Source organism: Lacticaseibacillus suilingensis, assembly GCF_016861845.1.
Classification (GTDB): Bacteria; Bacillota; Bacilli; order Lactobacillales; family Lactobacillaceae; genus Lacticaseibacillus; species Lacticaseibacillus suilingensis.
Map to the genome: position 1 here is coordinate 33979 of NZ_BOLV01000003.1, position 24623 is coordinate 58601.

At 54.4% G+C, this 24623-nt stretch carries 15 protein-coding genes; 4 read left to right on the forward strand and 11 right to left on the reverse strand.

The window, feature by feature from the left end; genetic code table 11:
• Positions 1–178: 178 nt before the first annotated feature.
• Positions 179–424: a hypothetical protein gene (locus JUF11_RS02665; RefSeq protein WP_204118197.1), complete on the reverse strand. Its 246-nt coding sequence runs from the start codon at positions 422–424 to the stop codon at positions 179–181.
• An 87-nt stretch (positions 425–511) separates the two neighbouring features.
• Positions 512–838, reverse strand: coding sequence for a hypothetical protein (locus JUF11_RS02670; RefSeq protein ID WP_204118198.1), 327 nt, complete (start codon positions 836–838; stop codon positions 512–514).
• A gap of 536 nt (positions 839–1374) precedes the next feature.
• On the opposite strand from JUF11_RS02670, the gene JUF11_RS02675 reads away from it, so the two are divergent.
• Positions 1375–5511 (forward strand): Ig-like domain-containing protein, encoded by a 4137-nt coding sequence (locus tag JUF11_RS02675; protein ID WP_204118199.1) that lies wholly within the window; start codon positions 1375–1377, stop codon positions 5509–5511.
• A gap of 215 nt (positions 5512–5726) precedes the next feature.
• Here the strand turns inward: JUF11_RS02675 and JUF11_RS02680 are convergent, their stop codons facing one another.
• The 8 genes from JUF11_RS02680 to JUF11_RS02715 form a co-directional block, all read right to left on the reverse strand.
• Positions 5727–10925: an endo-alpha-N-acetylgalactosaminidase family protein gene (locus tag JUF11_RS02680; protein ID WP_204118200.1), complete on the reverse strand. Its 5199-nt coding sequence runs from the start codon at positions 10923–10925 to the stop codon at positions 5727–5729.
• Positions 10926–11120: 195 nt separating this feature from the next.
• The gene (locus tag JUF11_RS02685) at positions 11121–11495 is read right to left on the reverse strand and encodes a nucleoside triphosphate pyrophosphohydrolase family protein (RefSeq protein WP_236000389.1); all 375 of its coding nucleotides are present in this window, start codon (positions 11493–11495) and stop codon (positions 11121–11123) included.
• Between the two features lie 116 nt (positions 11496–11611).
• Positions 11612–12445 carry a class A sortase gene (locus JUF11_RS02690; protein WP_204118201.1) on the reverse strand — a complete coding sequence of 278 codons (834 nt, stop codon included), beginning with the start codon at positions 12443–12445 and terminating at the stop codon, positions 11612–11614.
• A complete protein-coding gene (locus JUF11_RS02695) occupies positions 12438–13292 on the reverse strand; it encodes a class C sortase (protein WP_204118202.1) in 855 nt (284 codons plus the stop codon). The genes JUF11_RS02690 and JUF11_RS02695 overlap by 8 nt, the downstream gene beginning before the upstream one ends.
• Positions 13270–14160, reverse strand: a complete 891-nt coding sequence (locus tag JUF11_RS02700; RefSeq protein WP_204118203.1) for a class C sortase — start codon at positions 14158–14160, stop codon at positions 13270–13272. Before JUF11_RS02700 ends, JUF11_RS02695 begins: the two co-directional genes overlap by 23 nt.
• Positions 14161–14223: 63 nt before the next feature.
• A complete protein-coding gene (locus JUF11_RS02705; RefSeq protein ID WP_204118204.1) occupies positions 14224–16677 on the reverse strand; it encodes a mucin-binding protein in 2454 nt (817 codons plus the stop codon).
• Positions 16678–16772: 95 nt separating this feature from the next.
• Positions 16773–17438, reverse strand: a complete 666-nt coding sequence (locus JUF11_RS02710) for a hypothetical protein (RefSeq protein WP_204118205.1) — start codon at positions 17436–17438, stop codon at positions 16773–16775.
• Between the two features lie 32 nt (positions 17439–17470).
• Positions 17471–19183: a SpaH/EbpB family LPXTG-anchored major pilin gene (locus JUF11_RS02715; RefSeq protein WP_204118206.1), complete on the reverse strand. Its 1713-nt coding sequence runs from the start codon at positions 19181–19183 to the stop codon at positions 17471–17473.
• Positions 19184–19491: 308 nt separating this feature from the next.
• Between JUF11_RS02715 and JUF11_RS02720 the strand changes: the two genes are divergently transcribed.
• The 3 genes from JUF11_RS02720 to JUF11_RS02730 all read left to right on the forward strand — a co-directional run bounded on the left by JUF11_RS02720 (position 19492) and on the right by JUF11_RS02730 (position 22247).
• On the forward strand, positions 19492–20076 hold the full coding sequence (locus JUF11_RS02720; RefSeq protein ID WP_204118207.1) for a TetR/AcrR family transcriptional regulator: 585 nt from the start codon (positions 19492–19494) through the stop codon (positions 20074–20076).
• Positions 20077–20303: 227 nt separating this feature from the next.
• Positions 20304–20954, forward strand: coding sequence for a B3/B4 domain-containing protein (locus JUF11_RS02725; RefSeq protein ID WP_204118208.1), 651 nt, complete (start codon positions 20304–20306; stop codon positions 20952–20954).
• A 57-nt stretch (positions 20955–21011) separates the two neighbouring features.
• Positions 21012–22247 carry a hypothetical protein gene (locus tag JUF11_RS02730; protein ID WP_204118209.1) on the forward strand — a complete coding sequence of 412 codons (1236 nt, stop codon included), beginning with the start codon at positions 21012–21014 and terminating at the stop codon, positions 22245–22247.
• 66 nt (positions 22248–22313) lie between these two features.
• On the opposite strand, the gene JUF11_RS02735 is transcribed toward JUF11_RS02730, so the two are convergent.
• On the reverse strand, positions 22314–24617 hold the full coding sequence (locus JUF11_RS02735; RefSeq protein ID WP_204118210.1) for a glycoside hydrolase family 3 N-terminal domain-containing protein: 2304 nt from the start codon (positions 24615–24617) through the stop codon (positions 22314–22316).
• Positions 24618–24623: the final 6 nt, after the last annotated feature.

Genomic DNA, 24623 nt, shown 5'->3' on the forward strand with positions numbered 1-24623 from the left:
AGTTAAGGCGGTCAGCACACCACGGAGCCTTATTTCAGTGGCAAACCGTTTATTTTTTTTGATATATCTTTGCACTTTTTATATATACTTGTGCATACCAATTTTTAAAAACCGTCACTTAACTTTTGCTCGCTGGCGCTGGAATCAAAAAAATCGCCGACAAGGGCGATTTTTCCGCTTACGCTTGAGTCTGCGGGGCCACCTCAACGTTGGCGCCCATTGATACCAGGCCATTGAATGTTTCCTCGCAGTCATTCAAGTCAAATCCCTGCTTGGCGGTATTCGGCGTTGGCACTTTGACGGTAGTGAGCGGTGCAACTTCTCGCAGATATTCCAGCGCCGCCGGGGTGTCGGTTTTAAGGCCGTCATCCCACCAGAGCGTGACCGGATTCTTGCTGACCATCAGCGTTACTTTGAATTCCATCTGTCTCGCTTCCTTCCTGTGGCTGAAGCGTTCCTTCTCCACCTAGCATACCGCACCCACCGCATGCGAAGCCAAAATGATGCTCAGCTAAAACGCCAACGTCTGCAAAGTGGAGATGCTCTTCCAGTAATCATCATAGGCCTGCTGCGTCGCGTGTTTAAAATCTTCCCAGTCCTGCTGCTGGGGTGCCGTTAACGCCAAGTGCTCCATGCTGATGGCATCAGCAATTGCGCGCCTTAGCGGCAACACCGCCGTGTAGAGCTTCACCCCTTGGTATTTGGCATCCGCGATGGTCGTAATCAGTGCCTTGCTCCGCGTAGCGAACGTTTGCGCCTGCGGTGATCCGGTGGCAAAGCTATGGGACAAACCAATTAATGCGGCTATAATTAATAATTTTTCTTGGTCGCCAGTCATTTAACCCCTCCTCAACCCTAACTTTGCCTCCGCCTTATTATCATTCTGCCACTGATTTGCAATAATCACTACCCCCTTCAGCCCATTTAGCTCATCCAAATCCTCAAGCCGAGAAAAAATGTCGGTTGCCATGCTGAACGTAGAACGCTGATATTTAGGCGTCCATTGATGATTTGTTGATCGTCAAATTCGAATGCGAGGCGCCTGAATAAAAACAAGATGGTTGCACATTATTGTTCGAGCAAGGTAGAATACTCCCAAAATAATTCGGTAAACGTATTCAAGCATATGAAACGTGAACCAACGAAAGGGGTGATTTGGGGCATTCTACTACAGGCACGCCAAAATGGGTAAAAAAGGAGCAAGGAAAAATGAGAATGAACTGGGTTAAAAAAATCGGGGTCGGCCTGTTAGGCATCGGCTTATTAGCCTTGGGCCTCAACCTGATTTCACCAAACATCGCATAGCCAAAAGCAGCTGCCGGCGATGCGCTTTTCACTTCAGCTGGTCCGGCCACCAGTGGCACGACTTATTATGTGGACAGCCAAAACGGCAACGATGACGCCAACGGCACCAGCGCTGCCACCGCCTGGCAATCACTGACTCGCGTTAATCGAGTCAATTTTAAGCCTGGCGATCATATTCTGCTGAATGCGGCCAGCACCTGGAATAATCAATACCTTTGGCCTAAAGGTGATGGGTCAGCCAGTGCCCCCATTGTCATCGACTTGTACCAAGTTGATGCCGCGGGCAAGGTCAGCTACACCGCCGCACGCCGGCCGGTCATCAATGGCAATGGGACCGAAAGCGTAGGGTCATACAAGCGCGCCGTTTCCGGCGCCGTTCAGCTGCGCAACCAAGAGAATTGGGATATTTCTAATCTCGAAGTCACCAACAGTGAAGACCTCAAAGATCAAGACGCCTATAAGAAACCTGGCACCACCCAACGTGCTGGGATCTTAGTCTACGGTGACACACAAGATCACACCTTTAACAATATTCGTATTCGCAATAATTACGTTCACGATGTCCAAAGTGAATACTACCTGAACTATTCCGGTGACCGCACTAGTATGCGCTCAAAGAGCGTTGGCGGGATTATTGTCTACGGTGCTTGGTTCGATCAAGACGGTAAGGAAGTTATCCCTGCCGACGAGCATCGGAGCACCACTGGCTTTAACAATGTCTTGATTGAGCATAACGCGGTGATTCGCACCGGCCTTGAAGGCATTCGCACCAAAGCCGATGCTGATACTTCGCGCGGTAACAGTTTCTTCAAGACCTTTACCAACGTTAAAATCAAAAACAACTACCTGCAAGACATCGCCGGCGACGGCATCGTGCTGTCTGAAGTCGCAAAAGGTGGCTTGGTCGAAGGCAACGTGGTGGTTCGGCCATGTAACGCCGATTACGGCACCCAGAACTATGCCGGTTTATGGGCCATGTCAACGGATAACGCCGTTTTCCAGTACAACGAAGTTTACGGCATTCGCTATGGCTACAACGATGCGGAAGCGTTTGACATCGACATGGCCTGCGATGGCGTGATTTATCAGTATAATTACTCTCACGACAACGCCGGCGGCTTCATGCTGACGATGGGCGATCAGCAAAACTCCATCATCCGCTACAATGTCTCCGCCAACGATGGCTTCGGCAACAAAGGCACAAATGCCGATAATCCAACCGGCACTGGCACGGCCTACACTTATAGCCAGCAAAGTCTGATGCACTACTGGCAAAAAGTCGATAATGCCACGATGCCACGTTACTATAACAATAGTTTTTATATCGGCGACGGCATTTCCACCGCCGTATTCGGTGAAGGTAATAGCACCGATAACTCTGGTGTCACGGCCCATTTTGAAAATAACATTCTTAACAAGCAAGGCGCCGGCACCGTGGTGTTCTTGGCCAACTACCCGATTGACGGGAGCCCTGCCAAGGAAAACACGCTCGGCGGTGATTTGACCAAGAACTTCCAACGCAACGTTATTTTCCCGGCCAGCATTGCGACCACCCGGAGCGGCGCGACCCCAACGGTGTTAGCCGCTGGCGGCAACAAATTGGTTGACCCGCAAATGCCGGTCAGCACTAGCGCTGCGTTACAAGCTGACCTCAAGGCGCAATCTGACACCGAGTTTGACCCGACCGCTGACGATATTACCGCCTTCACCAGCGTGGACAAACTTAAGCAGCGTACTGAGATGTTCAAAGTCCCGGCGACCAGCCCCGCTGCTCAGCTAGGCTTAGCTCAAGATGTGACGCAGGACTTCTTCGGCACCAGCTTAACTGATAAGGTGCTTGATGCCGGCTTTGCCCAAGTTTCTGACGTCACCAAAACCACGCACTTCCGCGATGTCGACTTGAAGATTGCCGCGCAAACCGGTTTCTACCCGCAGCTGCCAGCCAGCTTGAACCTGACCTTTGATGATCTGGTGAACGGCGACGTGATCAGCTCTGGCGAGAAAACCAGCGCCATCCAGTGGGACGTAATTCCGCTTGCGGATGTGCTCAAACCAGGCACCGTGACCGTCAAAGGCCGCGCCACCGACCTCGCTGGTGCCGCCGTGAACATCCAAGCCACTGTCACCTTCACTGGCGAGCTAGGTACCGGCACCAGCCAAATTTCGCTGGTAGCGGATCAAGCGGCCTTTGTGCAAAAGAGCGACGGTAACGTCGCCTACTCTGCCGGTGCAGTTGGCTCTGGCACCGTACCTGCCGCAGACGCGTATAAGTTCGTGTTCGGCGTAAACTACACCGGCAGTGCCTTAGTCAAAATGAAAAACGCCAGCACTGATCCGTACAACCGCCGAATTTACGTGTCGGTACCAACCGATCAGCTGGCCAGCGGTTTTTCCTCGGCCGCGTTGCAGCTGAGCATCATGCGCTATGATGCCTGGAACTCAGCGACAGGCGCGACGGCGCAAGACAAAATGGCTAACACGCAGTTCCATCTAAATGTCTATGCGACTGCCGCCGATTGGAGTAGCAAAACCATCGCTTGGAATAACGCTCCTGGCAACGACACCACGGCGACGCCGATTGTCAGCATCGATGTCACCAACAAGGACATCATCGCCAACAAGAACCAACTGAAGATTGATGTGTCAAGTTACCTCAAGCAACTCGCGGCGCAAGGAACTTTGCCAGACAAAGTGAGCTTCATGTTGGCGATTGCCCCATCAACGCTGCCTAACTACAACCCTGACAACAGTGGCTTTGATGCCTTCAGCGTTGGTGGTGCCGCACAGGCTTATGCTGACTATCAAGCAGGCAAGTTGACTGTGCCAGAGGGCCTGACCATGTCACCGACGGCCTTGGCCCCGCAATTGATTGTCGCCAGCAACTTGTACGAATCCGGCTATGAGCCAATTGACGTCACCACCGATGCCGGCGTTGCGCCGACTCTGCCAGAACAAGTCACCGTTAACTATTCCGACGGCACCAGCAAAAAAGCGCCGGTTACTTGGAATGACATTGATCCAGCCTTGTACGCTGGTGGCGGCAAATTTGCAGTCGTCGGCCAAGCAGCAGGCGTGGCCCTGCCAATCGTCGCTAACGTGACGGTCGGCGAAGCGCGCACCATCACTAGTTTTAAAACCCTGCCAGTCGTGGACCGCTTCGTCGGTCACGCTCGCAATGACCTCGACCTGCCAACCACCGCTGTCGCCACCCTCAACGACGGCAGCGAAGTCACCTACAAGATTTTGAGCTGGGATGACGATCCAAGCAACTACACTGAAGCTTCCCCCGCCGGCACGTACCGGTTCCCAGCCAGCGTCGAGACGATTCCTGGAATTAACAATCCTAACGGTGAAAAGCCCACCCAAGAAGTGCACACCCACGCGGTGCCAACCGCAATGGCGTTTGCTGAACCAACGGTAGACGTGCAAGTTGGGAAGACGATCCAACCACTGCTACTTTTTACCGACAAGGATGGTCAGCCGATTACCGATGCTTGGAGTACGGCTACTAGCTACAAGCTGACTTCAACCTCACCGCTGAGTGTTTCCGCTGACGGCGTGGTCTCCGTACCAGACACCGTGACGCCTGGCAATTACAAGTTAACTGCCACCAGCACCCAGGTTCCTAGCCTCACCGCCACCGTCACCATTGTCGCCACCGCAACGCCAGTCGCACCATCAACTGATTCTCTGGAACGCCTAATCGCCCAAACGCAGGAATTCCCTGCCGCTGATTTCACCACTGAGAGTTGGCAGGCTTTGACCGCCGCGTTGAAGCAAGCGCAGGCGGTTGCTGCGGACGACGGAGCGACGCAGGCGGAAATTGACGAGGCGATTGCTAATTTGAAAGGCGCCATCAATGATCTGGTGGTCGTCACTCCAGATTCCACCACTGATGGCGGCGGCACCACGCCAGGCAAAGAACCAGGTAAAGAACCAGGTAAAAAGCCTGGTAAAGAGCCTGGCAAGAAGCCTGGTCAAGGCTCCGACCGCCAGCCTGGCAAGAAACCTAGCCAAAAGCCAAGCACTGACACCGGCACAAAGCCAACGAGTGGCAAGCAAACTGTGTCGACTGGGACAACGCAGAAAGGCAAAAAAGCCCTGCCACAAACCGGTGAAGCTCTGACCGGGGCGGGCTTAGTCCTCTTCGGCCTCTTACTCCTTGGCGGGTTGCTGTTCGGACTTCACCGGAAACAACAAGCCTAACTAAATTCAACTAATTACTTGATGCACCTGACCGCGATGGTTGGGTGCATTTTTGCGTCTACCATCCCCTTTGTTTCACGTGAAACAGCATCAAGGCTAGGACTAGCCACGACCGCTTTTCGCCACCAAAAAAGTGCCACCTGATCGGCTCGATCAAGTGGCACCTCTTTCATTGCTACGGAAACTGAGGAAGGTGGTTCAACAGTGCGGGGAGTTTAGTCTTCTTTGCGCTTACGGAACCCAGCGAGCATCCCTAGCGCGCTCAACACAGACAGCCCGAGCAAGGTCGTGCCGGTGTCAGCGGTGTCGCCAGTCTTCGGCAGGTTCTTCTTGGCCGCTTTCATGGCCTTGTCTGCCTTCGACGGTGACTGGTGGTTAACTTTAGCAATTTGGCCTTTGTGCTTGCCATTATTGCCCTTGTTGCCCTTGTTGTCCTCGTTACCTTTGTTACCTTTGTTGTCTTTGTTACCCTCATTGCCCTTGCCAGGTTTGCCATTATCGGTAGGATTGGTGACCTGTTTTTCTGGCAGGGTAAAGGTCGTCGTCAATGGTGTGGAGACTTCACCATTTTCATCAACGGCCCAGAGCACCAGCGTGTACTCGCCTGGCTCATAACCCGTCAGGTCAGTTTGATCGGCCGGGACCTGGGCATCATCCCCTGGGGTCGTAGGCAAAGGTTCGCCTGCCGGCACGACTTGGAAGCGATAGCTCGGGTTGGTCATGCCAGTAATGGTTGGCCAGTCAGCTACGGTGAACCCAGATGGCGTCAAGGCGCTGACAGTCAAATCATGGTTCCAAGCCGGCTTGGCGGCAAGCGCCGCCACCGCGGCCTTAACCGCATCTGCCGCCTGATTTAGCGCATCCACGGTACTGGTTTCATCAGCCAAAGCGGCTTGGCCAGCCGCCACCGCTTTTTGCAAGGCGGTCCAGGTCGCTGGCTTGTAGTCAGCCTCATGCTTAGTCGCTGCTGTCGCCAAGGCGTCAGTCAACGCCGCTTGCGCATCAATCTTCGGCTGCGGGTCCACCACAGTGACGGTACCGGTGGCAGTCGTCGTCAGGCCAGCGGAGTTCATGGCGGTGACGGAAACGGTGTAAGTGCCTGGCGTCTGCGGATCGATTTGCGAATCATCAACAGTCAGCCGCTGAATCTCGCTGCCATCAATCGTGTCTGCATAGGTCAAACTTGGCAGCCAATCAAAGGCGCTCAGGTCTTGCCCTTTCTGCATTTCGGTTGGTGCCACCGTCAGCGTTGGCGTGGTGCGGTCAACCAGCAGCGTAATGTCAACCGCCGAGGCGAAGGTGTCTGGCGTATCGCCGATGGTGTGAACCGGAATCAGCACCAGTTTGTCGACATTAACCGTGTCAAAGTTCAGCGTCTTGGTCGTGTTGTCGCCAGCCCAATTGCCGGAAGCCAGTAGCGTGCCTTGCGTATCGTCAGGGCTAGCGTAACCCCAGAGTTCGTACTGGGTGATGATGCCGTTTTTACCTGAAGCTCGTGGCTGGTAAACCAAGCCGTTGATTGGATAGGTGCCATCCAGCTGCATGGTGACCGTCCGCTGTTCCACGGTAGTGACATCATTCCAGTTGGTGTGCCAGTCGGTGCTTGGATCGCCATCGAAGGCATTTTCAATTTCTTCACCAGGCTGGAACGAGCCCGTGCTTGGGGTGATGTGTTGATCTGGCAGCTGCTTGGTGGCAGCAATGCTAATCATGCCATTGGCTGCGTTTTGGAGGGCTTTCGAGGCACCGGTGACGTCATCGATTGAAGCATCAGGGTTATCCAAGACCGCCTGGGCACTGGCCACTGCGGCATTGAAGCTATCCACACTGGCTGGCGTGTAAAGGCTCATATCTTCCTTCTTCGCCGCATCAATCAGGCGGGCCAAGTCGCCGCGAATTTGTTCCAGATAAGCGGATGCTAGGTTTGCATCGGTGAGTTCGGTCACTTTGAAGTTATCCAAAATGAAGTCGTACTGGCCCCCAGCGAGACTTCTAATCCCAAAGCCCAGACTACCATCAGGCGCGCCAGCCACGACTAGGCTCACGTGCTGCGTGTGGTTGGCGGTCAAATCAGCGGCAGATTGGTCGCCGTTGGTGGCAGGAAGCGCATTGAAGGACTGGTAATAGTTTTCGCCATCGACAGTGACAGGCTGGAAGGCCCCATTGCCATCAGTTTGGTAATCGAATTCAACTTTGTAGTATTTCCCAGCTTCGAATTGAACCGACTGTGGCAGCGTCGTGTACAAAAGCCCGCTGCCTTGCTTGTGGGACTTCAAGGACCAGTCGCCGCCGAGCACATCATCAATCTTGTTGCCATTCCAGCCGTACTGCGTGTAGACATCATGCCGTTCGGATAAGTGATCACGAGGATCAGATACCCCATCGGCAGCACCGTTGAAGAATGGATACAACCCAATGGCCTTAGTATCTTCAAAGTCTTGGTCAATGAGCACTTTGTTGCCATCAGCATCCGTCGTCCCACTTTGCAGATTCGTTTCCCGGGAAATAACCCGCAGGTCATCGAATTGGGCCAACGTATCCCCTGCATGGGCCGCCAAGGTGATTGTCACGATAGCGTCGGCTGGGACGGTGAAGTCCACGCGCGCCTTTTGCATATAAGATTTCGCGTCGTTAGTCGTGTGATTCGTATCGGCCTGAATGTAGTTCTGGTCGATAGAATTGCTAAAGGTCAGCGTCTGCGGCTGGCCGTTCACCGTCACGGTAATGGTTACCGGCCGGTTGTGGGTTTCGGTGTTCACATACAGGCTGTAATCACCAGCGGCCAGTGGTGCGAGCTGCTGGGTCACGCTCATCGCCTGCTTGCCGGCTTGCAGCAAGTAGTCGCCGTTATCATTGCGGACCACCTGGGGATCGCCGGTCACTTGCCAGTTATCCGCCAACGTGTTAGCCGCGTTGAAGCCAGGGTCTTTGAGCACGGTGCCTTCACCGAAGTTCAGGTCCTCAGTGCCTTCCTCCGTCAGCGTCAAAACGTAAGGCGTGGCGGCATCCAAATTCAAGGTCACCGCACCATTAACCACGTCAACTGCGCCCAGCGCCACGCGGCCCTGGTCAGTCAGCTTGTACAGGTACAGCTGCTTAGCATCCTTGAAGCGGTCGGTGAGCTGCCAGGTGGTCGCGCCTTTCGTGTCGCTCCAGTAGTAGAGCTTGTCAAAATTGAGCCCGGTAGTGTCAGTCGTGCCAGCCTTGATGCCATTGCCCACAGTATCCGTGGAGTCCCATGGCAGAAGCATGGAAACGGAGTGACCGGTTTCGGTGCCGCCATAGGTCAACTGGTCGCGCAGAACCTCGACGCCGTTCATGGTGATCAGCTTGGTGCCGGTGGAATTATCGACTTTCACCCCGTTATCGAAGCTAATGGAGCCGATGTAATCCTTCTTGGTGTTATCCCAAGTGGCATTCCAGTTGGTGATGTTGAAGTGCTGCAAGAATTTGGTTGGCAAATCCGTGCGGTAGGTCACATCCACAAAGCTGTCAAAATCAACTTTGGCGACCCAGCCTTCGAAGGCTTCGAATTCGGCCCCACCGAGCAGCGAATTATCGCCGATGGTCCAGGTGTCTTTTTGATTGTTGCGCATGAAGCGTTCGATGTTGCTGTTAACGCCTTTGGTGGCACTGCCGCCATAGGCTTTTTCAGCGGACCAGTGGTTCCACAAGGTGTCATATTCTAGGGCATTCGGGAATTCGTTGTGTAGTTCCCAGCCGAGGCTGGCAATTTCAGCGCCTAATTCACGGGATTCCCAGCCGGCTTCACCTTGGTTGCCCCAAACATCGACGTAGATGAAATCGAGGTCAGGACTGAGCGCTTTCAAAGCCTTGAGGCGAGCCAGACGGTCACCGCTTAAGGCATCATAGCGCTGGTTGATCATGTAGGAAGGATCCAGCCAGTCCCAGCCCTTTTTGGTCGGATCAACGAGCTGATCATCGAAGGCCTTGGCCTCTGGGTAGGATTCAGTGTCGTTGATGTGGACCCCAAAACTGGCATTGTAATCATGGCCAGCTTCAATTAAGGCGTTGAAATCCTCAGCGCCGCCTTGGCGTTCGCCAACCGCATCGTAATCAGGGTGAGCCGAGTCGTGGCCTTCGCTCTGGTACCCTTTGAGCAGCACCGTTTGGCCTAAGCCGTCAGTAATGGCATAGACTCGCTTGGTTTCATCAAGGGTGGTCGAAAATGGATTGGTGGCTTCCGACGCGAAGTTCATCGGAATACGTTGTGCGACCACGCGCCGGGTATCTTGCCAGCCCAGCGGATCATTGATGATGTCGCGGGTGACAATCGCCGCATCCTGCCAGTCGACAATGCCGTCGCCATTTTCGTCTTCAGCAAACGCCGCGGACCATTGCGGCAAGGCGGTGAGGCTGTCTGTCAGCAGCGAAGTGTTGTCTTCCGCTGCGCGTAGCGTGAAGTAGTTGCTACTCAAGCCGGCCAGTTTTTCACCCGCCACAGTTTGGGTGGTTAAAATCAGTCGGTTGTCTTCGGACTTGTCGGCGCCATCTTGGGCCGCATTGGACCAGACGCCAGCGGCCACTGTGTCATTGTTGACGAAGGCGTACCGATAATTTTCGGTACCTTCTGCCTGACCGGCCAAGGTTTTGAACGTATCGCCAGTCGCCCCATTGGTTGAAGCGCTAGTGGCGGTATCCATTCTTACCCCAGCGAAGCTGGCATCCTTGTCAGTCACCGCCACGCTAGCCAATTGGTCATTCGGGAAAGCGAGCTTGTGAATGATAGTACCGTTCAGTTCTTGAATGTTGCTGACGGCGAAGTTCACCGTTTTGCCACTCACTGTTGCCGTCACGGTGAAGCTCAGCTTGTCCGTTACGGTCATGGTGTAGCTGGCTTGGGTGGCACTGAGCTGAGTGAAGGTGACGGTTGGCGTGTAAGCCACCCCGTCCAGCGTAATCTGCGTCAAAGCAGTTTGCGTTGCCTTCATGGTCTTGCCGTCTTTGAACGTATAGCCGTAAACGGCTGGGAACGTCGTCGACAGGTAGGCACTCATATCAGCAGTCGTCAGCGTTTGATATGCTAGTCCGCTTGGTACTACTGTTGGCGCAGTAGCCGGTGTTGCGGTAGTAGCTGGCGCCGCAGTGGCAGTCTTGGCTGCTGGCGCTGGCGTCGCGGCCGGCTCAGCTGTCGCTGCTGGTGTGCTGGCCGCGGTGTTCGCGGTCGCGGTGGCTGCAGGAGCTGTCTCCTGGGCAGTCGCGGTGTCAGCGGTTGGTGTTTCCCCTGTTGTCGCACCGGTGGCGTCAACTTGCGCGGTTTGTGGCGTACCCGCCGCCACATCTGCATGCACCGTAGTCGTGGAAATGGCGGCGATCCCCATCGCGCCAGAAACTATACCCATTACGAGCCAGCGTTTACCGGCCTTAAACATTTTGTAGTGCTTTTTCTCCATGTTGCTTCCTCCTCCGTATATGAAAGCGCTTGTGGTACGTTCATGAGTGTACACGCCGTTTATTATTTTTTCAAACGTTTTGCCGGTTTGTACTCGATTATTTAAAAGATAAAAAAATATTTTTGTAAGCGTGATCTCGACATCAAAAAAGCGCCAAATCTCTCTGGATTTGGCGTATACCAATTCGACTAACCGCTAAGACTTTTGGCCGCGATGGCGGCTGTCATTAATTTTCTGCTTCGCTTGCATCAACTTCAATGGATCCAAATTCAGCTTGGCACACATGTCGAAAGCATAAATCAGCACATCCGCCAGCTCTTCCGCCGTGTGGGCCACCTCCGCAGCGGTTGGCGCTTCACCGGTATCTTTCCAGGTGTAGATATCGAGGACCTCGGCGGCTTCGACATTCAAGCCCATGGCCAGGTCTTTCAAATCATGGCGCCAGCCGCGCTCATCGCGGTCCGCCACCAAGGTTTGGATCATCGCCTGAATGGCCGGCGCGGTTTGATCATCTAACTGCAGGTGCTGGCCGTGGTGCTCTGGATCCAGTTCGTGAATGTTGCCTTTCATCGTTCTTCCTCGTTTCTCCCGGATTTGATTAAGGCTATTGTAGCCGATACCAGCTGTCGCAAGCAAAAACGTCGGTCGCCACCCAAGCTGGGACGCTACCGACGCTAGTATTCACTCTAATCAGCGGCCGTCCCCTGCCGCACAAACCCGACGCCACCCAGCAGCATGAGCGACACGAAGGCCAACAGCAACCCCCAGAGCCACCCGGTGATGCGCCCGTTTAAAAACAGGAGCGCAAACGCGCTGTACCAAGGTTGCCGGACCAGCCACTGCGACAGCTTGCTCGGGGCGCTCACTTGCTGATGCACCTTAGTGGCAGCAACCTTCGTCGTCGCCACGCGTCGCGCTACCACTACCCGGCGGTACGCGGTGCCAATCGGACCTTCGCAGCGAATTAGGGTCACGCGATCCTCTTTGGTCTCGGCCAGCACCTGAATTTCCGTTTCCTTCACCACTCGATTATCGATCACGCGATAAGTGTAGACCTGACGGCTATCCGTCAGGTAAACCGCTGCCCCAATTTTCACTCGGTTCAACGCCGTCAGCAGGACTTCCCCACCGCCGTGAAAATTGTGCGCCGCAAAGACGTTGTTGCCTACCCCCAGCGGCCGGTCTGGGAAGTAGCGCGCCACACCCGCCGCCAAAGTTAGATTCGTCATTTGGGCAAACACCGGCAGCTTGATGGCCACGCTAGGAATGAGCAGCGCCGCATAGCCACTTTGCTGTTGCAGGCGCGCGGCCTGAGTCTGCGCCTGCACATAAGTTATGGCGCTGACCTCACTGATTTTGGCTGGACCATTGGGTGCTTTGGGCGCTTGCGCTTTGGCTTGCATTGCCTGCACATCCAGCGCAGGCGGCGTTGCCAGATTACGCCACACCAAGCCGCCAGCCGTTAGAATCGCCACCAACATCAGCGCCGCTGGGAGGAACCACAGCCATCGTTTACGCATAGGCAGCCTCCTGTTTTCGCTGCTGTTTGCGCGCATAGTACCAGTAGGCCAGCACCAGCGCGAGCAGCAGAAGCAAGAAGCAATACTTCCAGATATTCATCAGCGACCAGCGATCGCGCGCCTTGACTGGCGTGTGCTTCGCCGTGGCCAAGGGAATTTTGTGCGCAAACACCAGCAGGCGATGGTCATTGATGCCCTGCGGTGTGCAGGTCATCAAGATGATTTTGTTTTGTGCATCTTTGATGTTAAAGGCTTTGTAGGCATCAGGCTGCTTGGGGTCGATCACTTGCTGGCGGTCGACGGCATAAGCATACTCATGCGCAAACGCATCCACGTAGACGACATCCCCTTTTTTCAGATAGCGAATGTTGTCAAAAAAGATGCGATTGGCCAACCCGGTGTGCGCGGTCAGCGACGCGGTGACATTTTTGCCTGGCGCCGGCAGTGAAGTGTAGGTTAAAGAGCCCACGCCTTTGGCCAACACGGCATCAGAGGTCCCGTAGAACACCGGGGTTGATTTCAGGTGAATGCTAGGAATCCGCACATAGCCAAACGCCGCCTCAGCGTCGCTTTCAATCTGCTGGTAGGTGACACCGGGAAACGGCCGCACCTGGCCTTTTTGATGCGCCAAGATGTTCGCGTTGTACTGCTTGATCAGAGCGTCGCGGCGTTTATCGGCGGGATAAGCGCGCTTGCGGTAATCCTGCGCGATTTCGAGGCGTTGATTCGACGCAATCCAGTCGTAAACGAAAGGCGTGAAAAACAGAATCACGGACAGCGCAATCCCCACCAGGAGCAAAATGCTGACCAGCCGCGACGGGCGTTTAGGTTTCGTTGCTGCTGGCATGGCGGGCCTCCTTTTGCCGGGCGTATTGGCGGCGCTTGTGCACCAGCCACGTGTAATAAATCAGGAACAACACTACCAGCAGCGACATCACATATAGCCACACGTGATACAAACTGAAGGTATCGCGCTTCATCACTGGCGCTTTTTGCGCTTCATGCAGCGAAACGCGCCGGCCATACACCAACAAGCGGTGCGAGTTGATGAACAGCGGGGTGCAGGTTAACAGCACTGACACATCGCGGCCGGGCTGGATTTTCACGGCGTTCAGCGCATTTTTAGCCTGCGGATCGACCACTTTTTTGGCCGTGACGCGGTAGGCTTTGCGGGAGCCATCGAAGGTGGTGAGGTAATACACGTCGCCTTTTTTCAGGTAGCGAATATTATCAAAAATCACCCGGTTGGCTAACCCGGAGTGCCCGGTGACCACAGCCAGCGTGTTCGCCCCACCAAAAGGAAGGCTAGTGCCAGGCATGGTGCCAGCGCCTTGCGCTAACACTTCCTCGCTGTCGCCGTAGCGAATGATGGTGTTTTTGATGCCGACACTAGGCACACTGACGTAACCAATCACGGCTGGCGCCTTCACCTGAGCGTAGGTGCGAATCGGTGAGGGTAGCGGCTGCTCCGTCTGCCGGGCGTAGAGATTGGCGTTGTAGCCTTGCACCCGGCGTACCAGCGCCGACGTCGGCGTTTTGACCACGGCGCGGTCAAACTGCCCCGCCTGCAGCGTGGCTTGGCGCTGAATGTAACTGGTGTAGAGTGAAGGGCCGAGCAGCAGCACTAACCCAACGATAAAGATCAGCCCAAACACGAGGTTGAACCAAAAGCGTGACCAGGTTTTTGGCGCGAATAATCGCCAGTGTTTAGCCATCTGCAGCCCTCCTTTCGACAACGAAATGACCCTTACCGGAGTAAAGGTCATTCACGCTTGTGCTTAATGATGCAGTTTCTGTCGGCATAATAGCCCCACCGCGCCTAGCGCCAAAAGCGCGGCGGCGAGCAGGCCGGTCCACAAGTTGGCGCGGGCGCCAGCTTGCGGGTAAGTGATTTTCATGCTGTAACTAATTTCAGTGGTGGCGGTGCCATCCAGCGCGCCGTTGGTGTGGGTCGCCCCAGCCACCCCGCCGTTGTCGTCGGCTTGGAAGTTGGTCAGCACGGTTTTCAGCGACTGGCCGACTTGCGCCTGGGCCACCGTGCCGCCCACCGCGCTGGTGAGGTTAGCCGCAGTCACCTTAGCACCAGGACTGATGACATAACCAGCGACGGCTTTGGCAGTCACGTCCTGGATGGTGTCGGTGGTGCTCCACTCGCCTAGCGCAATGACCTCATCGCCACTATACGTGACCGGCCGGGTGAAGGCAATGGTCTGGGTCGCTTCAGCGCCAAGCGCAACGGCGGCTTGATCTGCCGCGGCCAGCGCCGCATCATCGACTGCCACCTTCACCGTTAAAGTCTTGTGCGTCATGGCATAATACGGATCATTGGGGTCGCCAGGAACGATGGGGCCAACCTGCGCCGGCGTGTAGTTCACCGTGCGAGTAATCGCCAAATCGCCGCCCTGACTCAACCAGTCAGCCAGCTGGTTATCCGCGGTCAGCACCTGGTTAGGCTCCACCGCTGTTTCCGGCGTTTCGCCGACCTTGAGCTTCGTCACCTCACCGCGGTACTGATCAGGCAAGTAGGCATTAATCTGGTCTTGCGTCAGCGCCGCCACCGTTGGATTAGCTTTAGTGATGGTTTTGTGGGCATTCGCCTCGGCTTCACTCGTGGTCCAATCGGAATACTCGTAAGTGCCGTCGAGGTGGGCGGTCACGTATCGATAGAGCTTAATCGTCGCTAGTGCTGGCGTCTGTTGGAATGCCGCGCCATCTTTGAGGTAGTTCACCGCCTCGGTGGCCGTCGCCGTTAAAGGGAGGCCATCCGGATTGTCATCTGGGGTGTAAATCGGTACTTTTTTCAACTCGACAATCCAGGTGCCGGGGCTGCTTTGGAAGGTGTAGTTGCTAGCATCTGCGGTATTGTCTGAAACCACCTCGTAACCGGTAAATTTGCTGGCGTTTTGGGCCATGAAAGTCGCGGTGTCGATGAAGTTCAGCGGGTCATCCACATTACCGACGATGTCTTGCGTGGCAAGAACAGTCTTAGTGTCAACGTCTCGATAGCGGACCGTCGCGGTCATTTTGTCGGATAAGCGCTCGACGTACTCGAGATGAACAATGCCGCCAGTGGGCAGGCTGGTAACTGGCTTTGACATGTAGACCATACTGGAATCGTATAGGTCTAAATTGGTCTTAAGCCCTTCCCCAACCAATGCTTTGCCCTTGGTCTGGCCAGCGGTCTGAACTAACCCTGTATTGGCCCCGATATACCCGGAGCGTGGTGTTTTAGTTGCGTACACCTCGGTCTTGGTAGGGTCAACGGGGTCGCTGTACATAATTAAGCCGTCTGGTTGAAGCGTAAGTGCTTGGCTTTCATCTAGACGCTGATTAGCTCTTGTATCGGCAAGCAGTCCAGTAATATACGCGCCATCATACCCATCCGCAGTGACCTGCAATCGATCCAAACTTGGCATCGTCCCCGTACCATATTGGGCCGCGTTGAAGACTGCGATATTCATCACAGTACCTACGCGGATATTGGTGCGAGTCGCGCCAAGGTTTTTGTAGAAGACGCTATGACTGATGGACCCCGTTACCGGATCAATTGTGGCAACGTCAGCCGCTTGCCAATCAGCGACTGTGATGACCTTCGCGAGTCGATGGCCGGATTGGTCTTGGTAAACTTTTACTTTATCGACCAAGTCATTGAATGTAGCCCCATTTGCCATGGTGGGTTCCAATCTTGTATAAGGAGCTGAAGCGATGCTGGTACCTTGATCCCGGGTTATCACCGATTGGGCGGCAGCCTCGTCCATCATGATAAAGTTGGAATCCACCCCAGTACCACTTGCATAGGCGTATTCTTTCCCGCTAATTTGGACCGTCCCGTTAACCAACGGCGCATAGAGTAAAGAAAGCTGGTCCGTCTGGGTGAACTTACCCCCTGCCCAGCTGGCACGATTAGACATCCCTGTGAGTGACGTATTCGCCCCAGTAATCGCGGTGGTATACGCTGCCGGATCCAACGCATTCCCAGATCGCAGGTTCACGCTTTGCCACGGCGACGACGCAAAGAGGAGATTCAAATCCGCCACTGCCGCAATTTCATCATCCGTCAGCTCTTCGATATCAGTGATGCCGGCTTTGGTTGGCGGCGAGCCAGCGCCGTTCGCGCCGGCGGCGATGACTGTGGCCAGCGGCGAGCCAACCAGGGCCACGCACAGCGCCAGAATCGCCGCTGCTAACCACGGCCGTTTGCGCCTTTTTTTCATTAATTTTAGTTGCTTCATTTTGCCTACTCTCCATTCGACCACATCAGCCGCAGCCAATGCTTGTGTAGCACAATAGCCCTCACGCTAGGTGAGAGCTACTGCGATTCGGCATGCTAGCCGCGCCGAGCGCGAGCGAGCCGGCTAATGATCAGCAGGTAACTCCCACTTGCCAGAAGTAATACCACGAGTAGCAGCACAGGCACTTGCACATGCATAACGCCGCCGGTGTGGGCGATTTTCTTGCCCACCGGCGTGCCCGCCGTGGTTAGAGTGTTGCCTAGCGTCCTAGCAGGCTTTTTGGGGCCGCTGAAATCCAGATTCGATTTCGGGGCCACTGTGATCACTTGATCACTGCGCTGCACGGTGAAGGCCACCGGATTGGCAGGATGCTTAATCACGGCACTGGCCTGTTCGACGACAAGGTAACTCGCCCCGACCACCAACGTGGCAGTCGCGCGGCCGGCGTTATCGGTGACCAACTCAGCGCTAAAAGTCGCTAAGCCGGTCGCTGCCCGATACGTTTTGGCATCGCTCGGATCAATGGCACCTTGGCCACTGGCGACGATGCGCGTCACCCAATAATGGGCGCCGGCAAGCGGTGCGGTTTGCTGCGTGCTGCTGGTTGATGGCACGCTGACGCGCTTATCAATGACCAGCTGCGGACCACTGGCGGCGAGTACCGGCGTTGCTCTAAACCAGCCGCCAAGGATGATGGTCAAAAACAGTAACAATCCACCGGCAACGCTAAGCAACGCGCTTTTTCGTTTGTGCTGGATCATGAGAACACCACCTTTCCGCTGATGGTGAACCATTAGTCGTTCGCTTCACGCCGCTTGCGCAGGATCATGTAGGAGCCACTACCCAGCAGCGTCACCGAAGCAACAGCCAAAATCAGGATGCGACCTAGCGCACCGGTCAGCGGCAGGTTTGGTACAAAGTTGTCAGGGTCCACGACGGTAGCGTCAACGGCATCATCTTGGGTCGCTGTAACTTCATGAATTTTCCCATCGACATCGAATCCAACCGGGGCATCGGTTTCAACGAGGTAGTATTTCTTCTCATACGTGAAGGTGCCGTCATCGTGTTCGACTTTATCCACTAACAAGCCGGTGAATTCGGCCTTCCCAGCGGCGTCGGTGGTAACAGTAACTGCATCACCGTCAGCGCCATTCACCCATTTGCCTGCTTTGGCGTCTGCTTCACTAGCTGCCAGCTTAAAGGTGGCGTTGGCCAGTGGCTCATCCTTGGCGTTTTCGTCCGCCTTTTCTTTAATCTTGGCGAGGGTCACATTACCCATGTAAACCATTGGTTGGTTTGGATCTGGTTTATCTGGGTCTGTCGGCGTGGTTGGGTCGGTTGGATCCGTTGGTTCTTTTGGATCGGTCGGCACAGTCGTTTCATGATCTGGTTTACCAGTGGTCGTCCCAGTGTAGTACGTATCAAAGGTGTTCAAAATATTAGCGTCTTTGGTGTCTTTAACAGTGGTTTCAATCGTTGCCACCACTGTCGATTTAGCATCAGCGTCACCTAATTTTTCGAGTCCAGCTTCGGTTAACGTCAACACCAAAATCTGATAATCGCCTCTTTGCGTGTCCGTATTGACAGTGAAATCAACGCCTGCTTCAAGTGCCAGTGGTGTCGTTGTCCCATCACCATTGTCGGTGACAATGCTCATCGTGATGTTGTCTTTGTTGAGCGTGAGCGACTTGGTATCAATTGGATCAGAGAATACGAACTGGGTCGCATACTTGGCAGGCGTAATTTCCTTGCCATCTTCGTCCATGATGGCATCGATTTTGGCATCAGCTGGCCGTTGTGCTGTCAAATCCCATTTGACGCTTTGTCCAGCCATGACAGAGGTATCTTTTTCACCATTCTCAAATGTCTTATTCGGGTTTGTCTTCAGAGCTACTTCGTTGATTTCGTTCTTTGGATAAACGTCAACGGTGTACTTAACGCTGTCGCCGCCGACAAATTGGCCGTCAGTCATCGGTAGGTGCACGATAAATGGCGTAGCTTTCTTCTGAACGGCTGGGTTATCCAATTCTTTAACGAGGTAATAACCATCTGCGGCCTGACCGGTCCCAGCATTGAATTCGGCGTTCCCACTGGCATCAGTGATAACCGTTGCTTTCAGCGTACCCTCATCGTAGCCAGCTTTAGCTGTATCATCCAGAGCCGCAAAAGCCTTAGCCTGAGCGTTATCCAGGCTGTATACTTCAAACTTCACCCCGGCCATCGGAGTGAGATCAGCCGTACCGGCAGCGTCATCGGTAGTACCTGTAGCATCTGTCCCGTTGGCCATTGAGTTATCCTTGGCCTTAAACTTGTGCAGCTTCAAAACCCGATCGCTGGTGTCATCTGTGGCACTGGTCACGTTTTCTGCCTTTACGACTGCCACGCGTGATTGCGCATCCCCCAGTTGAACGATGCTAGCAACGGTGCCAGAAGCGGTCAAGGCGCCCAGCGCCAGTCCGCAGACCCCAATCATGCGAATTAATTTACCTTGTTTGCTCTTGTTCATCATTAGTCCTCCAAAATGAGATTCGGAGATCAGGCTAATGCTCACAAGTAACCTACACGAAGGCATGTGATTTTCATCACCGTCAGTTGCTCACTCCCCCAAGAGTCCGGTGAGTTTGAATAAAACGTCACATGCTTAACTTGTTATCATTCTATAATCAATTAACCAAAAATTGAGGGTCATTAATCGGTGGTTGTTACATATGGGTCAATTGATGTAAAATTAACCCATAAATATTTATTTTAATTGATTATCAGTTTTTTATGTATTTTCCCCGTAATGGTGGGGATAAAAAGGAGGCGTTTACGATGACCAGTACAAACCGTGATAAACCGGACCTGCGCGTGCGCAAAACGCGACGCGCCATCATTCAAGCGCTATTCTCCCTACTTAGTAAAAAATCATTTGAGACAATTTCTGTACTCGATTTAGTCGCTCTTGCCGAAATCGGCCCCACCACGTTCTACCGTCATTACCAGGATAAATACGACCTCGCCCAAGCCGCCATTGATGACTGGCTGGCGCGCCTCAATCCACTTCTGATTCATCGACTGGCCAGCCAAGGCTTACCCAAGGCGATTCAACATCAACCTGAAGTCGATCGGGGACTGATTGCCGAACTGGCGCTACTGAGAAAAATCAATACCCCTGAAGTGAGCTTTAAAGCCAGCACCCTTGAGCAACTGGCCGCTCAATTGCAAGCCGAACTGAAGGCGCGCAATGTTTCCCTGCGTTACCCTGGGCCGATTGCCCATCACTTTGCGGCGTTTATTTATAGTTTTCTCATGGTGGTGGCCGATGAAGGCCCTGATTATGACGAGCGTTTGATTGAGAATCAGTTCGATGAATTCAAACGGGTGTTTAATATTCTGAACAACCCCGATTGTGTCTAACTATTGACTACCATCAAGTGCAGCAGCGCACTTATCGGATGGCTTGTTCAAAATGCACAAGCCATGCTGCCATTTTCATACCACTACCAGCCAAAAAGCCACGCCTTCATCTGCGAAGTCGTGGCTTTTGCTTTTTGCCCCGCCACTTTGGTTCCACGTGAAACAACCACATGGCGATGCTTGCGGTATAATAGAAACCACAAATTCGTCTTCTTGGAGGTCACGTCTTGGAGTTTTCCGTCAATCCATTGATTGACGGCAGTCTCGTCGTCACAGAAATCACGTTCAAAAATGCCGCGCACAGCGACCAGCTTTGGGCTGAACGGCTCAACCCACTCATTGAACACATCGCCACTACCGACACGTTAGCCAATTTAAATGCCAACCCGGCCATTCAAGCCACCAAAGCCGGCTACAAACATGTCGGTAAAGACCCGAGCCGCTACCGCCCAGCCAGCGACAGCTTGTGGCGCCGCGTGATTAAAGGTAAAGGCCTGTATCAGGTCAATAACCTGGTTGACCTCAATAATGACCTGTCGCTGCGCCTGCATTTTCCGCTGGGCAGCTACGATCTCGACCAGCTAGAGCCGCCGTTAAGCTACACGGTAGCGCCAGCCGGAGCAACCTACCCTGGCATCGGCAAAGCGGCCATTGACCTGACCAACAGCCTGGTTTTAGCGGATCAAACTGGCTTCTTTGGCAGTCCCACCGCAGATTCCACTCGGGCGATGATTACGCCTGCCACCACACATGCTTTAGTGGTGGTATACGCATTCGGCACCTATGATGCGGCCAAGGTACAAAGCATGGTCAAAACGGCTTGCCTGACTTATCTCACCGACTGCACCGTGCTTCAGCAGCAGGTCGTCACCGCATAACCGCGTTTTACCAACGCAAACGTATCATGAGGCAATATTCCTCAGGAGGTGAACCACTTGGTTTTTTATCTCGTTACCGTCATTTTGCTCATTGCCTTAGCGGCAGTGCTCAGCTTGCAATGGCGCCTCAATCGCCAGATTGTGAACAAGCAGCTCGAAACGCACAAGATGATGTTCCCAAGTCAAATCCGCAGCGCCCGCAAAACCTATGTCCGCGGCCTGCAGCGCCAAGCGCGCGGCGTGCGAGCCTGGCGCGTCGTCGCCATTGTTTTAAGCGTGCTGGCGGCCATTGGCTTGTTCATCGCCTTGAGCATCCACTACCAAGCAGCGCTGCCCATGACCGGCCTCGATGCCCTGACCCAACTGATGGCCTGGTTCATCGCTGGCGTGCAAAACCTTTTTCTCGTGCCGGCAATGGTGCTGGCGCTGGTTGCCATTGGCTTGGGGTTTTATCTAGCGCACTGGCAGTACCGCGCGCTGAAAACCGCCGACGATAAAAGCCAGGGCGGCCCGCAGGATTTGTACTGGACGCCGCCTGCCCTGCTGAAACGCCAGTATCAACTGAAACAGATTCTGCTCGGCCTGCTCGCCGCGTTGAGCGTATTTCTGCTGGTCAGTGGCGTGGCTGACTGGATTCCTACACCGGCTGGCAATCTCGCCAAGGTCAAGGAAAGCACCACCATTAAACGCACCATTATCCCGGCCGAAAGTAGCAGCACAGACAGCAGCACCACGAGCAGCGAAGCCACCAGCAGCTCCAGTAGCGTGGCGGGCCAAAGCACCACCGCCGAGTATCCGATCGATGTGATGAAAAAAGCTGCGCTCGCCCCCGCTAGTGCGTTAACAGGCCTGACCGAGGCCGACCACGCCGCCTTGTTGTACATGGAATATTGGACTCTCAATGGCTTAGACACCGCCACCATCGCCAAGTATACCCAGGACAAAAACGTTTCTTACGCCTACCACACCGTCACTGGCGCGAATGGCAAGCTGATCGTGTTCTCGCAAACCTACACGATCAACGGTGAAAAGACCCAAACCTACATGTTTTATGGTTGGTTGAATGGCGAAGAAAGTCGCCTGTACAACATGTATGAATCTAAAACCGCCATCACGTCACTGGCGCAGCAGTACGGCATCACCGTCAGCGGCAATACCGTGAAACCGAAGAACGTGGAAATCCGCGACAGCGTGATGAACGTGCGGCAGCTGGTGTCGGCATTTACAAGCTATCACGACTACCAAACCGTGAAGCAAGGCCTCCAGCACGGGGCGGCCATTCCGCTGCAGTAAGGTCGCCTATCCATCCAAATAGCGCCCGCCATCATTGATGGTGAGCGCTTTTGCTATACCTTGTGTTTATTGAATTGTGAATACTGCCGATTGTCCGTTAACCGATACGGTCACCGGTCCTTCAAACAGTCGGGGCTGATAATTAAAATCAGTCTGCTGAAAAGCGGTTGCCTCAAGCGTAAATGTCACCTGCCGCTGTTCATGGGCAGCTAGGGTGACCCGTTTGAAATCCACCACGTGACTGGCGCGAGGCACCACGTTATTCGTGAGGCCGTTAGTCGCCACCAACAGCACGGCGGTGGCGGCGGTGTCATTCGGGTTATGCACCAGTGCCATCGCTTGAAGCTTGGCCCCGTCTTGTAGCGTCACCTTGCTGACGGTGGTTTGATCGAGCTGAATCCGCTCAACCACTGGTGTTTCACCATAGCTAAGCCCTGTGCCCAGGGTTAACAGTGGTGACTTCGCCTCATCATAATAGTCAGGGGCCGGATTACGGCGCTGATTGTGATACACCGGCAGCTGCCCCGCCGACCGCGGATAGCTGATATTCAGGTGACCGGACGGGGCCACTTGCCCGCTGATCAACGCTGCCAGGGCATCCCCGCCGCGTTGGCCGGGATACCAAGCTAACAGGACCGCCGCACTCTTTGCCAGCACTTGCTCTAGCTCGTGCGGCCGGCCTTCCACCATGATGGTGATCATTGGTTTGCCGGTTTTAGCCAGTGCTTCAAGCAAGGCCGGTTGCTCGCCGCCCAACGCTAAGGAAGCCAGGTCGACGTTTTCGCCACTATCCATGTTGATCCCTTTGGAACTGACAGCACCGTTTTTACCAAACCGCATGCCGAAGTTACGGGTGCTGGAGCCGCCCAAGGTCAAAATCACCACATCACTGGCCTGCGCCAAGGCCACCGCTTCATTCAGTAACTGCGGCTGGTGCTCATGATCGCGAATAGCGCAACCCTTTGCATAGCGCACGTCACTAGCGGGGTATTGGGCCTTGATAGCCTGATAAATCGTCGAATGCTGACCGGCAGTTTGCGGTGCAGTATAGTCGCCGAGCAAATCATAGCGGTTGTCGGCACTGGGCCCGATTACTGCGATTTTAGCGGCGGTTTTAAGCGGCAAAATGCCGGTGTTTTTGACCATAGTGATGCTTTCCTCGGCGAGTTCGAGATTCACGCTTTGGGCGTGAGTTTCATCGAACGCCGCCGGAGTCTTGAACGGATCATCAAAGACGCCTAGCAAGAACTTAATGGCTAAAATTTTGAAGGCTGCTTGATCGACTAGGGCTTCTGGCACCAGTCCCGCCGTCACGTACTCAACCAGATGTGGATATAGTTCATCCCACAGGCTTTCCTCAACGCCGGCAGTTAAGGCCTGACGTGCGGCCAAGCCGGGCTGAGTGTAATTGGTGGCTAGGCGATCCAAGGCGCTGCCATCGGCCATGATCAGCCCTTGGAAGCCATTTTGCTTGCGCAGCAAATCTGTTAGTAACCAAGGATTGCCATGGCATGGCACCCCATCAATATCGTTATACGCGGCCATCACACCCACTGCATTACGCGCGGCGTGAAGCAACGGACCATAGATGTCGAGCAACTCACGCCGGCCAATGATGCTGGAGCCAGAGTTGTGCCCGCCCAAGGTGTCGCCTTGACCAATCACATGCTTCAACACGACACCCATTTGCGCCGTGGTATGCGTAGCCACTGGTTGATCGAGGAAATCTTCACCAGCGTAGATCAAATCGCCTTGAAAGCCTTTGACGATGGCTTCGGTGTATTTCGCCGCAATTACACCATCTTCACTAAGGCATTCTTCGGTGCGGCCCCAGCGCGGATCACGCGCCAGGTCCATCGTGGAAACCAGCGCAATATGCACGCCTTTAGCCGCCATTTCGTGGCGAATTTGCGTCGCCATTTGTTCCATCAAGGCGGGGTCATAGCTATTGCCCTTCCCGATGTTAATGGGATAAGACACACTGCCCAGTGCCTGATGGCCATGCGGTGCTTCTTCCACAAACAAGGCCGGAATGCCAAAGCGGTTCGCCGCCATAACTTGTTTTTGAATGCGGAACGCGGTGTCGCGGCTCAAGGCACTGGGAATGCCAGTTTCATCAGTCACCTGCGACCACGGATCGGCTCGAAAGACTCCGTACAGGCAGCCGATGCCTGGCGTCTTGGCTAAGTAATCAGTGAGATACGGCGTTAGCGCCACCTCATCACCATCGCGCTGGTAGCATTTCCAGCCGTATAGGTCCTGGCGCAACTGGGCCACTTTCTCCTCAAGCGTCATCCGACTGAGGAGATCGTTGACGCGGGTGCGAATCGGCAAGGCACGATCGCGGAATTTTTCTTTAACTTTGCTCACTGCAGC